Annotated in this window: 9 protein-coding genes and 1 pseudogene; 9 read left to right on the top strand and 1 reads right to left on the bottom strand. The window is 52.1% G+C overall.

The window, feature by feature from the left end; all coding sequences use genetic code 11:
* Positions 1-78: 78 nt before the first annotated feature.
* Complete coding sequence (locus BP869_RS08680; protein WP_342678762.1) at positions 79-1,491, top strand: amino acid permease; 1,413 nt, start codon at positions 79-81, stop codon at positions 1,489-1,491.
* A gap of 4 nt (positions 1,492-1,495) precedes the next feature.
* Here BP869_RS08680 and BP869_RS08675 read toward each other — a convergent pair whose 3' ends face one another.
* Positions 1,496-1,741 (bottom strand): hypothetical protein, encoded by a 246-nt coding sequence (locus tag BP869_RS08675; RefSeq protein ID WP_342678760.1) that lies wholly within the window; start codon positions 1,739-1,741, stop codon positions 1,496-1,498.
* Positions 1,742-1,845: 104 nt separating this feature from the next.
* Here BP869_RS08675 and BP869_RS08670 point away from each other — a divergent pair, with 104 nt between their 5' ends.
* From BP869_RS08670 to BP869_RS08640, 8 genes and pseudogenes are all read left to right on the top strand, one after another.
* Positions 1,846-2,349, top strand: coding sequence for a hypothetical protein (locus BP869_RS08670; RefSeq protein ID WP_342678758.1), 504 nt, complete (start codon positions 1,846-1,848; stop codon positions 2,347-2,349).
* Between the two features lie 126 nt (positions 2,350-2,475).
* Positions 2,476-3,246: an HNH endonuclease gene (locus tag BP869_RS08665; protein ID WP_342678756.1), complete on the top strand. Its 771-nt coding sequence runs from the start codon at positions 2,476-2,478 to the stop codon at positions 3,244-3,246.
* A 214-nt stretch (positions 3,247-3,460) separates the two neighbouring features.
* Complete coding sequence (locus BP869_RS08660) at positions 3,461-5,608, top strand: hypothetical protein (RefSeq protein ID WP_342678754.1); 2,148 nt, start codon at positions 3,461-3,463, stop codon at positions 5,606-5,608.
* Positions 5,601-6,650 carry a hypothetical protein gene (locus tag BP869_RS08655; RefSeq protein ID WP_342678752.1) on the top strand — a complete coding sequence of 350 codons (1,050 nt, stop codon included), beginning with the start codon at positions 5,601-5,603 and terminating at the stop codon, positions 6,648-6,650. Before BP869_RS08660 ends, BP869_RS08655 begins: the two co-directional genes overlap by 8 nt.
* Entirely contained in the window at positions 6,647-12,862 is a 6,216-nt protein-coding gene (locus BP869_RS08650) for a DEAD/DEAH box helicase (protein WP_342678750.1), read from the top strand. Before BP869_RS08655 ends, BP869_RS08650 begins: the two co-directional genes overlap by 4 nt.
* Positions 12,859-13,086 (top strand): annotated as a pseudogene (locus tag BP869_RS11815) (PD-(D/E)XK nuclease family protein); the annotation flags it as partial. The gene BP869_RS08650 and the pseudogene BP869_RS11815, both read left to right, overlap by 4 nt.
* A gap of 22 nt (positions 13,087-13,108) precedes the next feature.
* A complete protein-coding gene (locus tag BP869_RS08645) occupies positions 13,109-13,612 on the top strand; it encodes a hypothetical protein (RefSeq protein WP_342678748.1) in 504 nt (167 codons plus the stop codon).
* 668 nt (positions 13,613-14,280) lie between these two features.
* The gene (locus BP869_RS08640) at positions 14,281-14,949 is read left to right on the top strand and encodes a hypothetical protein (protein WP_342678746.1); all 669 of its coding nucleotides are present in this window, start codon (positions 14,281-14,283) and stop codon (positions 14,947-14,949) included.
* Positions 14,950-14,961: the final 12 nt, after the last annotated feature.

Genomic DNA, 14,961 nt, shown 5'->3' with positions numbered 1-14,961 from the left:
GGGCGAATGTGAACCGACCCCGGGGACGGCGCAACGAATATATCACATCTCTCCGGATCCGCTCGGGGGGCGGCGGAAATGGGACTCAAGCGGGCACTGACAGAGTTCGACCTGACCAACATCATCGTCGGGTCGATCGTGGGCGCCGACATCTACATCGCCTCGTCGCTCACCGCGGGACTTGTCGGCCCGTTCGCAATCGTCGTGTGGATCCTTGCCGGGATCTGCGCAACGACGATCGCGATCGTCTTCGCCTACTGCAGTTATTACGTCCCGCGGGCTGGCGGTCCCTTCGCCTATGTCTCCGAGGCGTTCGACGACTTTTACGGGTTTCTGACCGGGTGGAGCATGTGGATCGCGGAGATGCTCGCCCTTCCCGTCTTCGCCATCGCCTTCGCCCTCTATCTCGGGTCTGTCGTCCCTCTCAGTCCGACGGCTGAGGTGGCGGTGAGGGGCATCTTTATCGCGGCGCTCACCGCCGTCAATATCGCCGGCGTCAGAGCGGCGGGCAGGCTCAACGACCTGCTCACGGTCATCAAACTCCTTCCCCTGCTCGTGCTCATCCTCGCGGGCCTCGTCTTTGCGGTCCTGCACCCCGCTTTTTTTCTCGGCAACTACCGGCCTTTCATGCCTTTCGGCCTGGAGCACGCGGCGTACGCGGTGGTCCTGGTCTTCTGGGCCTATGTGGGTTTCGAGATGGGGACGCTCCCTGCCGACGAGGTGAAGAACCCTGCCCGCATCATTCCGCGGGCGATTGTCAACGGCATGGCGATTGTCGGGATCTTCTACATCATGACGAACTTCGTGCTGTATGGCCTCATCCCACAGGTTGACCTGGCGGCGAGCGCGACGCCGCTCGTCCTTGCCGGGATAGCCCTCTTCGGGTCCGCGGGTGCGGTCCTCATGACGGTCGGCGCCCTGTTCTCGGTCTCCGGGTCGGACGAGTCGGGCATGCTCGGCACCTCCCGGCTTGCCTATGCGATGGCCATCGACGGCCTCTTCCCGTCCGTTTTTGCACGGATCCACCCGCGGTATGGGACGCCGTACGTCGTCCTCATCGTGGAGGGGGTTGTGGCCTTCGTGCTCTCCAGTATTGCGGACCTCTCCGGGCTGATCTCTTTTTCCGTCTTCAACCTTGCGTTTTCGTTTCTCCTGACGTCTTTCGCGCTCATCGTGCTGAAGGACGACAACAGCCCGCTTGTCGGGCAGACGGTCCTGCCTCTCGCGGGGATCGGGATCTGTCTCTTTCTCATCGTCTCGACGCCCCCGGTCAGTATGATCGTCGGTGCCGCCGTGATCGCTGCAGGGGTCCCGATATACCTGTATTTTTCCCCGAAGACAGACATCCACCACCTCAAAGAAGAATTTCTCTCGGAGGAGGCGCTGTTCCTCCGCAGGGTTGCCAAAAAAGAGCGCTATCTCGCGAACTTTATCCGTCTGCTGCGGGAGGCGTGGGACGCGGGACGGCGGGTGGTGCGTCGCCGCCTGTAGGGTGTCACCCCCACCCGATCACCTTCACGACGACGGCGACGATCCCGCCGACGACTCCGCCCGCCCCGGCGGCGATCTGCCTCTCCTTCTTCTCCTCGCCGACCGTCTCGCTCCGCCAGTTCTCGAGGGCGCGGAGGCGGCCCTCCATCTCCGCGTCCCTCTCCTTCATCTCGGTCAGGGTCCGGCAGATCCACTTCACGTCCCTGTTCGTCTCGACGATCTTCTCCCGCAGGTTCTCGGCCATCTCCATCTCCCGACCACAGAATGGCGGTTAAGGCAGATTAATATTACTTATGGTAATATGGAGATGTGCCTGCGACGGACCCGGGACCTCCAGGCAGGAGAAAAAAGACAATGGCAGACTTTACCCTGTCCACCACGAACAAGACGTCGGTGCGGAAGCTGACCGTGCCGATCGAGGATGCTGCCACCTTCAACGGCATCATCGAGAATGTCCTGACGAACAACCCCTGGGGCTGCACCTCCTGGGAGGGAGCGGGCGAGTCCCACGACCCGGTCGAGAAGGCCAGCGAGGCCTACACGGCGCGGGTCATGTACGAGAACGCCCTCGGCCGGGTCGTCGGCACCGCCGCCGCACGCGCCCCGACCCTCGCCGGTTTCACCGCGGCGAAGACCGAGATCCTCGGCAACACTGCACTGGAGACCGCCATCGGCGGCTCCCCGGTCGCGGACCCGGACAGCGAGACCTATGCCTGCCGCCTCCGCTGCCACGCGGCGAACGGCGAGGTGTACTCCGTCGCCTTCACCCGCACCTCCGTGCGGGTCTCGTCCTATGAGGACGATGCCGTCCTCGCGGCGGTCGAGGCATGGGCGGACAGCGTGCCGGCGCTGGGGTGAGAAGGGAGACCACCGGGAGGGGGGAGATCCCCCTCTTAGATCTCGCCATTATTGCCCTTTTCCCCTTTGGGATATGCTCATAATTAAATCACAATATTATTCCTTGGCATTGTCCCATCCTATCCTATGTCCAAGCCGTCAGAATCTCTTGATCTGCTTAAGGTCTATTCTCGCAAGGATTTGAAAGAAAAGTTTGGCATTTTTGACACTCGCATAGATACCTGGGTATTCCCATGGGAGGCCCGGTCATCGGTCTGGCTATTCGTAACAAAAGAAAAGACAGCTGGCATGACCGATTACTCTGACGACTTTGATGGCCAAATCCTAAATTCAGATGGGCAGATGGCTGGAAGGACCGACAAAAAGATAATTCATCACATGGAGGACGGCAATGAGTTGCTGGTTTTTTTCCGAAACCGGAAAAACGAGTACCCCAATTCTGCCTTCAAATACTTGGGGCGGTTTCAATACCTCTCCCACAAAGGGGAAAGACCGACGAGATTTGTCCTTCAAGCCTTGGACATTGGCACGGATGAGTGCGGTGGACCTGTTCCTCTTGCCGAGTGCCAGAAGCCTGAAGAATACATTGAAGGGATGGAGAGGACGCGGGTCCAGACCTACTATGAGAGGAACCCCCGCCTGAGGGCAGAGGCATTGAGGATCCACGGGACAAAATGTGCGGTCTGCGGCTTTGACTTCTCTGAAACCTATGGCACTCTCGGAGAGGGCTATATCGAGGTCCACCATAAAAATCCCGTCTCCTCCTATGAGGGGGAAGTTGCTGTCAATCCTGAAACCGACCTTGTGCCTGTATGTGCCAACTGCCACCGGATGATCCACAGGAGAAAAGACCCTCTTTCAGTGGAGTCTCTCCGCACAATCGTGCAGAATCGCTGATGAGGTCATCTTCATGGGAGAGTTGTGGTGTCCAAGACTAGCAGGCATCACCCCCTCCCCTACCTTCACCCCATCTCTCAAACTCTCATTCCTTTACATCCGATATCCAATTTAGACAAATATCCGTGTATTAAATATAATTGGGGCATTTCTAAGGCTTATATTTGCAAAAAGATTGACAAGATGTATATACCATGCAAAATAATTCCAAACCATGCCTCTCACCTACCTTGATTGGAATGAACATATTGCCCGATATTTTTTTAATCCGGACAACGCAGGAAAAAACGTAATCATTTTCGTAAACAAAGATATAATCAACGGAATCGGTGAACTTTATGATGAAGGTTTTGATGATTTTGTCCGGTGTTTAGTACGAGGGCCCGATTTTGTGCGGAATACTTCTGAAAATATCTGCAAAACAGCATATGAGACGTACTGTTATGGCAAGCAGACGGACTCAGAACCTCCTCCTTATATCGCCTACTTGGCCCTCTTTGTCTGTGCTGCTACAATAGATGGGGACTATGATAGAAACGCATACTATCCCAGGCTCAAGGATCTTGTCGGTGACGATCAAGATATCAATATGTCCGCTTTGTTTAGCGATTATATCAGTTGTCTCTGGAAAGATTTACAAATATGGAGTCAAGTCAAAAAGGGGGAGGCCTATGGTCGTTTTACAATAATGAGGAGAGGTGGTCACAGAAATGTCGGCATCATCTATGCACAGACCATTCTCTCGGAGAATGAGAGAAAAAAACTGCCAATCATATTCTCAAGAGCTGGGCTTGACCCTACAGACCCCCCGACAGAAGATGTCCTCAAATTGAAACTTAGACGTTATGGCGAGCCATTATTTGAAAGTCGGACAAAAAAATTATTGAACTCAAATTGGGGCCAAGAAAATACGTTGCTGAGTGCACTGATAGACCTCGTGCTTTCTGAACTTGATAGATGGGACGGCACAGTGCCTGAGACCGGAACTGAGGGACAGGACACGCTGGCAGCAACATCCCAGAGGGGACAGCGTTGGGTAAACGTATATGCAAGGGTCTGTCTGTCTAAAGTGCCCGGCGATTTCTCTTCCCATATCAGATTTAAGGCAAACCCAGACAACGTGGTGTTCCCAGAAGATGGGCTTGAGTTCAAGGTCGGTGAGGCCCCTCACCTTATTGAAAAACGGTTATTGGATGAGGTCTTCTCAAGTCATCAAACAAACAAGGCTGGGTGGTCAAGACCTTTACAGACCTCAAAAGACGGGCGAATAGATATCTTAAAGGCTGAATTATTCGATTGGTCAAAAGGCGCAGTTTTTGTAGACCGAGAGATGAACTGGAAGGTTGTACTCCGGCCCGCAAATGTTCGTGTGTTTTTACCTGGTGGGCGAGAAAACCTCCCTGACACCTATGTCGAGGCACAGCACTTAGAACGTGCCTGTCCATTCCTTGTAGCATGCTGCGACTCTGTCAAACAAAGGATTGCTTCATGGGGAAAGAGTGAGACAGAAAACTTTGAACAGGTCTCTTCCTCTGGTCTTCCAGAGGGTTGGTCACTCTTCCGGGGAGAGAACGCTAAGAACGAGTGTAAGGGATTCGATCCGCTGACTCTCCCCAAAGAGATCAGGCTCAGGCTGGCCGGGGGGATACGCCTCTCTGCGGGCAGTAATAATTTCCTACACTTCGCACCGCCCACTATTGTTGTAGACGGTAGCAGCGGTGATGTTACTGTAACGGCCAACGATAAAGAGATCCCCCAAAAACAAGTCGAGGGGATGCAGTGGGATATCCCCTCTTGCTACAAGAAGGGTGAACCAATTACTATCGATGTTCTTGTCGGTGGGGAAAAAGCATGCAGTAGCAGGACGATACACCTCGTGGACCCGGAACTGGCCGAAGACTTCAGTAAAGTACCGGTGATTGACTCAAAGGGTAACCTGCTGAAGTGCGATGAGGAAGGTCAGCCCCTAAGATACGCCCAAGGAGTGGTCGTCTACGGTGTCGATGTATCTGAGTTTGGGAACGTACCCCTCGGTGCACCGACCTATTTGTCCGACTCTATCACTTTTCTTGGGCCTGAACCAGGTATGGTCGCGTGTTGGCCAAATGACGCCCTGCCCACAGAGTGGAGTCCAGTCTGGGCACTCGCAAAGACGGGGAGAAATACTAGAGACGTCCACTACTGCGGCTTACCAGGGGATGAGAACAGCAGACCAAAGGGGACTCCAGTAACGACTTGCCGAAAAACCCTCAAGTTATGGAAAGAATCTGTTTGGGTGAACAGAAAGAGAAATGCCCCTCCTAAGATCCCAAAATTGCGAAAAAAATGGTCAAAATATATGGAAGTGGCTAGGAATGTCTGACCTTCTCTTAGCCGCACTTGGCACCTATGGCGAGATGTCCATTAAAATGTTCGATGAAGTATTTACAGAAATCTGTCTCAAGGAAAATACTCACGAAAACGAAGGGGACTTTAAGAATATCCGGAGGAAAGCGGTCAGGCTACTTGATGCTATAGGATACTGTGAGTTTGACTTTGAGGACAACAAGGTGTATCCATGTCCTCCTACACTAGTCGCACTGCCGGGAGGGGGGGTACACAGGGCTGTACTCACAGGGGTACGTGACCCTAAGATGTTGCTCAAGGTCAAGTCCTTCATAAAAAATCACTCCGACACTTTAAACCTGACCGAGACGCCACAGCGTATCATCGAGTATCGTAGAAATAGAGGTCAAGTGACTGTCGCCACTTTTCCGTCTGCAATACTCATAGATGGACTTGAAAAAGATCTCCTGAAAGATCTAGCGCGTGAATGTAGGCTCCAGGACTCTCTTGACGTCCCTGCGGCGTGGGCACTCTTATGCTTTTGTGCCGGGCTCTCTGAATACATGCAAGACCTGTCCTGGGACCGTCGTAGGGAGGACGAATTAAATTGGGCAAGGAATGAGTTCTCTCCGATAAACCTCGCGTTCAAGCGGAAAAACTCAGAAGAAAAGACTGGTGGCCTTGTTGAGTATATCAGCCCGGTAACATATCAGAGGCGCCACTGGTTCTGGAAGGACGACGCCGCAGCAGTTGTCGACCGAGATTGGGGGAGGTACATCGCCCTCTCCTTTTCAGAGAGGCGGGTGATGGTCTACGATGAGAGACAGCAGTTATTGATCGTCCCAGCGTCTCTGCCCCTCCCCCGGCTCCTCTCGCGTGCTGCGACACTCTGCTCTGGAACGGTTCCTCTTACTGCTTCTACTGGGGACAGTGCTCTCGGGGACATACCCCCCTACTTCCCGGTCTCTGTATACCGAGGAGTCCCCCCTGAGTACTCATCTCAAATAGCGTCAAAGCTCGGTCAGAGGGAGATTAAGAAAAAAATCAGTTTAGATAACCAAGGTCTGGTGACAGTATGATTGACCCAATCAATTCATTTGACGAAGTAAAAGAAGATGTGATCAAATATATCGGTACTGCCTTCGGGACTCGTTTTGAGTCAATAAACCAAGAGAGAGACGAGATCCTCCATGACCCTGCAGTGCTGTGTCAAGACTCCTGGGTTGAGCCCCTCCCAGTGTACAAGAGTTCTGGGAAGATGGTCCGGGCTACAGACGGTGACGGGGCAATAGAACTCTCTCCAGAAGACCTTGGTAATGCACTCACGCCAGAGCAACTCGAAGAGTTCAAGGAACTTGTCTCCTGTGGACTCTTCAAAGACGGGCTCACGCTCTACACCCACCAGTTAGAGATGCTGCGGGAGGCGTTGAATGGTGGGCGTCACTGTGTGATCACCGCAGGTACGGGCTCAGGTAAAACAGAAGCCTTCTTACTCCCTCTCTTTGCAGAACTCATCCGAGAGTCCTCAAGTGCAGAGATATGGAAAAAACCTGCCACACCACTCGACCACCAGGACGACTGGTGGAAGGACGATAATGATATCAAAGTATGGAGAGATGACCTGCTCCGTAGCGAAAAGATTTGTTGGGTGTCCCAAAGGGCAAATGAGAGATCTGCCCCCGACACCGGTCGGCCTGCTGCGGTGCGGGCCATGCTCATCTACCCCATGAATGCACTTGTCGAAGACCAGTTATCAAGGCTCAGGAGAGCTTTAGACTCAGATGCCGCACGAGAATGGTTCAGGAAGCACCGGCAGGGGAACCATTTCTATTTTGGCAGGTACACCGGTATCACTCCTGTCCCTGGGCACCAGTACAACGAGCCCGGTGAAAGAGGGGGGATAAATAAAGACAAAGTCGATTCCCTCGTAGAAAAACTCCAGAAGATCGATACGACATCCCAGCAGGTGCGGGAACACGCCCGAGGAGCCACCCCTGGCACCCCTGATGAAAAGAAGAGGCAAAAAGATCAGTACTTCTTCCAGCACTTAGACGGGGGTGAGATGCGTTGCCGTTGGGACATGCAGGACATGCCCCCAGACATACTGATCACGAACTTTTCCATGCTCAGCATCATGATGATGCGAGAGGAAGAGAACAATATATTCGAGTCCACGCGGGAGTGGCTCCAAGAAGACCCGGGCCATGTGTTCCATCTCATCATCGATGAGATACACCTCTACCGGGGCACAGCAGGTACCGAGGTCGCGTACCTCCTGCGGCTCCTCCTCCTGCGTCTTGGGCTCACCCCTGACAGTCCCCAACTCCGGGTGCTCGGCTCAAGTGCGTCCTTGGGAGACGAAGAAGAAGGACTTCAATTCCTCCATAAGTTCTTTGGGGCTGAAAAAGAGCGTTTCACGGTTATCAATGGAGTGGAAGAGGTTTTAGATGAGTTTGGTCCTGGGGAAGCTGGACCCCTCGGAGAAGATTTTGTCGAAGCTTTTTGCACCATTTCCCAAGGGGCAGACTGTGCTGGGTCCGTCGAAACGGTGCCTGAAGCGGTATGGGCAGACGCCGCTGCGCACATCGCAAAGGCAACAAGTTCGAACATTGGGATGGAGGAATGTGACAAGAGGGTCACCCTCCTCGCGCAACTCGAAGCACCAGGTCTCAAACTACGGTCTCGAGTACGCACTGCGTGCTCTGAGATTGAAAATGATGAGCAGAGGACACGGGCTGTGTCACTCGAGGACTTTGGGAGAAAAATTTTTGGGTCCGAGATCGAGTCTGAAAAAGTAAGAAGCGCTGTCCGTGGCCTCTTCATTGTGCGGGGCTTGTGCACAGAGTTAAGGGACGAAACGATTTCAGGAAGAGATACCGCAGAGTATGTCCAGGAGAAATATGGTGCATCGTCCCCGCTCCCGGCCTTCAGGTTCCACTGGCTCTTCAGGAACTTGGACGGGCTCTGGGCTGCTACACGGCCTGAAGGAGATACACCTGATGGGAGACCTGTCGGCCAACTCTTTACCCAACCACACTTGACCTCACGGGGAAAAGACCCTAGCAGGGTGCTCGAGTTACTGTACTGCGAGAACTGCGGGACGGTCTACCTCGGGGGGAATAGGCTCACCACTGAGGAAGGTCTTGAGATGCTACCGGTCGAGCCAGATGTCGAAGCACTCCCAGACAAAGGTGCAGTCCAGATCGTTGAAAAGAGAAAGTATATTGATTACGCAGTATTCTGGCCGAACGGCCCTAGCCAGTCTATAAATGATGATGATTATGATGGTAATGGGCAATGGCCACTAAAGAGGGACTATAAAGACGATTCTAAGGGAGACACCGAAGATGAACCTAAATATAATGGACTGTGGTCGAAGGCAATGCTCGACACCAGGTCAGGCGAAGTAAAATGTAGCCATGAGGTTCCGTCAGGAGAAGAGAATGTTTGGGTGACTGGGTACCTCTTTCAAGTATGCAAAAAAGGTGAGCGGCAGCCTGTTGGAATCAGGGGATATCCAAAGAACTTAGCCTCTGTATCCGCTCTGCCTACCCGATGTGCCGCGTGCGGTACTGACTACCAGCACAGCAAAAAAAAGGTCTCGCCTATCAGGGGTTTCAGGACTGGTTACGCCAAGATGACGCAATTGCTCACCGATGAACTCTTTTTCCAGCTCCCAGACGACCTCAAAAAGGTTGTAACATTCTCTGACAGCCGGGAAGAGGCTGCAAGGACGGCAATCGGTGTCGAACGAAATCACTATCTCCAGTTACTCAGAGAAGCCTTTGCTGAAGAGCTCCGGACAAGGGTAAAAGGAAAAGCGCAGGTTCTCGAAGACCTGGAAGCCCATTATGACGAGGTCAGCGCTAAGGGCGACGTCAACCCGGCATTCCTCTGTCCAGCCTCCAAAGAATACCTTGAAAAGGACGATGACTTCCTCAGTGAAGTACTCGATGACCTCATCACTGTCAGAGAATACGATCCCGAGGAAGGGTCATCTCCGGCCAAGCGCCAGAAGAATCGTAAAGACTACACTGAGGCATTAGAGAGGTTGCAGACCATCCGTGATGGAGGGACTTCACGAGAAGTCCACTTCTACGAACTCGTCCACCCCCCTGATGGCAGCGGGGCTTTAGATCCCCTCGACCCCGGCAGCCTTGTGCGCCGTCTCGTCAGGCTTGGAATAAACCCTGCAGGACCAGACAAAAGCGCCCAAAAGTACAAAGTTAACCAAGATGACCATGCCAAAGATGTCCCTTGGAAGGAAGTGTATGACTTTAAGACGGGGCTGTGGACCCGTCTCCCAGATGAGAAGGTCTGGGCGAGGTACATCGCACAGAAAAAAGTCCGTGAAGAAGTCTGCAAGTTCCTCTTCGGTAGGATATACTTCGGGTTTGAGTCGTCGGGCCTCGGGATCGTCAAGGCAGACCTAAAAGATGAATATGTAGAAGAGGCAGCGAAAAGGTTGGGTATAAGCACCATCTCATTCCGTGAGACCTGCGATGCGACCCTCCGCGTCCTTGGGGACTGTTACAGGCACGAAGGCTCTGATTTTAAAAAAGATGACTGGGATGGTTATCGGAATGGCGGAAAGCGAACTGGGAGGTTTAAGAGATGGGTCGAAGCAGTAGCCAAAAACAATGGGCAGGTCGAAAAACGCGGGATAGAAAATTTCGGTGAAGAAGTCCTGAATGCGCTTAGGGTATCTGGGCACCATAAAGGGATGATCTCCACAAGTAACCTGACTTTTAGGGTCGCCTCCGCCTTAGACCCTGTATGGGACTGTCCAAACTGTGGGCGCCCCCACCTCCACAGATCAGGTGGCGTCTGTACAAACTGTGGGACATCACTCCCAGAAGACCCTACTGGACTGTGTGAAGAGATCTGGGATAAGAACTATTACTCGTCTCTGACACGTACAGGGAGGCCTCTCTTACGCCTCCACTGTGAGGAACTGACCGGACAGACCGATGACCAACCCGGACGACAGAGACAGTTCCGCAACATATTCATCAATGAGGGGAATGGTTTAGGGCCACGCGAAGTCCCAGAAGCCGACGAGGTCGACATGCTGAGCGTCACTACGACCATGGAGGTCGGCATTGACATTGGAGATCTGCAGGCAGTGATGCTGGCGAACATGCCTCCAGAACGGTTCAACTATCAGCAGAGAGCAGGTCGTGCAGGTCGCCGGGGCCAGGCGTTTTCTACGGTCCTCACCCTCTGTAGAGGGGGTCGGAGCCATGACGACTATCACTACCGGTACCCCAAACACATCACAGGTGACCGTCCACCGGCACCCTTCCTCACCATGGGGGAAGATCAAGAACAGATACGCAAGAGGGCTCTCGCAAAGGAGTGTCTCAGGAAGGCGTTTAAGGAGGCGGGAGTCACATGGGCTGACAGCCCAAGCGGGAGGGACGCCCATGGTGAGTTTGGAAAAGCAGATAAATGGAACGAAAGTGAAGTGCAGTTAAAGGTCAAGGACTGGCTGAAGAACGACCCTTACCGGGAGGAAGTCATATCCTCCTTGACTGACATCACTGAGAAAAGCGAAGAGAAGAAGAGAGAACTCCTAGACTATCTCAGCGACGAACTGCCACAAAATCTCGATAAAATCGCACAAGATAATGAGTTGCCTGGCGAAGGACTCGCTGAACGTCTTGCTGAAGCGGCAGTCCTCCCGATGTACGGCATGCCTTCGCGGGTGAGATCCCTCATACACCAGTTACCCAAGGGCTCAAAGAGCCCATGGACTATCGAGCGAGACATAGCGATGGCCATAACAGAGTTCGCTCCTGGTGCTCAAAAGACCAAAGACAAGGCAGTACACACGTCGGTTGGTTTTTCTGCCCCCCTTTGGGCAACTGGAAATAAACACTGGATGGCTCCCTCAGGTGACGACTCAGACCCTATACCATTTATCAGGTGGGTGGCGCGGTGCAAGGTCTGTGGGAACATCTCTGTTTCTAAAGATGACGTAGGCGCACCTGAGACTTGCCAAGCATGTAACAGGGCGATCGAAGGGGACATTGAGTACGCAAAAGTCGTGACGCCTGCTGGGTTCAGGACAGACTTCTCTGAAGGACGGGACTCCCTGGAGGACGAGCCGTATTTTGGTATGGTCTCTACTACGGCAGAAAAAATGGAACCTAAAAAGGAGAAACCATTCTCTAACTATCACCTTGAGTTCTCTGACCAGGCGAAGGTCTGGCGGATCAACGACAACCGTCAGGGGAACATTCCACATTACTTCAGAGGGGCTATTGTCAAGACGTCACAGAAGGTCGATTCATTAGGCCGCTGGGTCAACCTTGAACCCCAGTGGATAGCAGAGCCCTATATCAAAAAATTAGTGAATGAAAATGATAGACCTTCACCTGAGGAGATCGAAGAACTTGCAATAGGGACCAGAAAGGTCACAAATGTCATGAGCTTTGGGCCACAGCGTGTGCCCCGAGGGCTAAACTTCGACCCCCTGTCTCCAGGTGGTGGAGTAAAGGCTGCCGTCTACTCTTCCGCGTTCTTGGTCCAAGCGGTCATCGCACAGATGCTCGATATCGACCCAGAAGAACTTGAGATATGTCGGGTACAGCCAACGAGAACTGATGACACATCAGTCGTTGGGAAAGTTGTCCTCAGTGACAGCCTACCGAATGGGTCTGGGTTTGCAAGTTGGACCTTTGATAACTGGAAGAGCGTCATGAATGAAGTCCTCAACACTCCACCAGACTCGGATTCGTTTATGGGTAGACTAGTGTCCGATAGACACCGATATGGTGATGAACTTACTCCTCCGTGCAGAACGGCGTGTTACCAGTGTCTCATGTCCTTTAGGAACATGTCCTACCATGGCCTGTTGGACTGGCGCCTCGGTCTCGCGTATCTACGCGCCCTCAACGACCCTTCGTACACCTGTGGCCTGACAGAGTCTGACTATAGACGATACCCTGAGCTCTGTGACTGGTGCAAGACAGCAGAACTGGAGGGTGAGCGCTTTGCGAGACTCTATGGATTTGAATATTACGCCCCAGAAGATGTCAAACTCCCATATCTCACTCGAGAAATAAACGGTGTGGTCCACGCCCTCATCGTCCACCATCCGCTCTGGGACAGGCGCATCAGGACAGGGATCTTCAACACGGCGGTTTCAGAGGTGATCAGAAAGGGGTACACGCCGCACGGTATAGACACCTTCAACCTATTGCGCCGGCCGAGTTGGTGCTATTCACAGTTTAACGAGGAGTTAGATGGGAGAGTAGAAGAGTCCGTGACATACCTGCCCCAATGAGACCTGGTGTCCTCCCCATAACCCCACCATTAGCCCCACTACGACGCATCACGCCGAGTACCTTACTGGCCTATCGAGAGTGCCCGCTCAGGGCGGTGTGGTCTGCAGCCGGACAGAAACCCCCACTCCCAACTTTTGCTGGCGCAGCGTTAGGGAGGACCGTCCACAGCGCCATGGAGTCTGCGAGAAGAGAGCACGTGGGGTCAAGGAATGACTTCGAACGGGTCTGGGAGCGGTGTGTGCAAAATGAGGAAAAAGTGCTGGTACAGTCTTGGACTGAGGCACATCTCGTCCCGCTCTCTCAGTCTGTACGTAACTATGAACAAAAAAAAAGAATTGTGTTGGCTTGCAGTACAGGACATAAAACCCTCTTTTATCCGGAAATGGCAGTGGTCTCCTCCTATTTGGCCCCCCTGTGGAGACGAACTTTGGCTAGAGACACGAGACGGGGTGTGTGCCGGCCGGGTTGGCCGTATCAACAACAAGGGCGGCGTTATCGAGGTCATTGACTATAAGTCAAAGGTACTGCTCCCTCCTGCTGAGAAGAGAGATAACCTCGGCACTTACACCTCCCAACTAAAATATTACGCTGCCCTCTACCACGCACAGTACAGAAAGTGGCCCACGATTTTGAAAATTGTTGCAAACGGGGGACAAGAAATAGAAATACCTTTTACACAAGACGAGTGTGAGAGTCTCCTCAAGGAGGCCTACGCCTTGCTCGCAAAGGTCAACTGTACAATACGGTGACTTCCACAGACAAAGGGAAAGCACTCTCTTCACTTGCAAAGCCATCGCCGAAAACGTGCTCCCTTTGTCTTTACCGCCCAGTATGTGCCCCATATTGGAAAGCACGTTATCGAGCACCAAATCAAGACTGGCCAAATGACCTCCACGGTACAATTATTGAAATCGGTCGGTGGGGCAAGGACAGAATTTTCCTAGACCTCGCCCCTTACGAAGGGGACAAGGATGTTAAGGTCATTGAAGTCTCCCCAGGGAGACACCCCGCTCTCAAGAGAGAGAAAAAGGAAGTTTACCTCTTCTCTCTCCTTCGGTATAAGGATAGGCCATGTGTTTTTCGGGAGGGTAATTATACAATGGTCTACGTGCCCAGGTAATGAGAGTATCAGCACAGATTATATCAAAAGTGGTCTTGGCCTCTTTTTATATGCAGAGGAAGATAGGGATTGGTTTCCAGATTGGATATTTTGACGAGTTCCAGTCCCTTCCTATCCAAAGATCGACGCCTACATCTGTGAACAGCTCCTAGGAGACCACTGACGCTTTAGCCCTCAACCGTAAACTTGTTCCTGTCTGGATGAGGAATGGCCACCTTGGTTTTGGAACCTTTGTCTACTCTTTTGATTTATATATGGATAATTCAAAATAGAGTCTCTATTAATCATAATTCTGTGATGGACAAAGATACTCTCCAAAAAAAATACTTTGTTCAAATTATATTAGAATGGTCGAGTAAATATAAAAGGGACTTTGAATGGAGAAAAAATCGTAATCCCTATAGAATATTTGTTGCGGAATTATTACTGAAAAGAACAACAAGTAAAGCTGCAACTAGGGTTTTTCATGAATTTATTACAAAATATCCGGACATATTCGCCCTAGCAGATGCCGATATAGATGGACTTAAATTAATTATCAAACCAATCGGCCTGTACGAGCAGAGATCAAAAGGCTTGGTAAGAGCAGCCAGATGTCTCGTAAATACCTTCAAAGGTGAGTTTCCCCGGTCCAAAGACCAATTGTTATCCATACCTCATGTTGGTGAATATACTGCAGGATGTATCCTTTCATTCGGTATGGGCATCCCATCCCCTGTAGTTGATTCAAATGTCCAGAGAGTCCTATCAAGAGTATTCTGTAGTTCTGTTGGTGATAAACCGAGTATAGATTCAACGATCAAATTGGCCCAGACATTAATCCCAAAGGGTCGCCATGTCGATTTTAATTATGCTCTAATAGATTTTGGCGCGGTTGTATGTACATACCGGGGTTGCTATGGAGATACCTGCCCCCTCAAAGACATCTGCGACATATACTTCATGTTGAAAAATCATAATGAATAGGCACAATGCCTT

Source organism: Methanofollis sp. UBA420 (genome assembly GCF_002498315.1).
Taxonomy (GTDB): Archaea; Halobacteriota; Methanomicrobia; order Methanomicrobiales; family Methanofollaceae; genus Methanofollis.
This window is presented reverse-complemented; position numbering and strand designations above follow the sequence as displayed.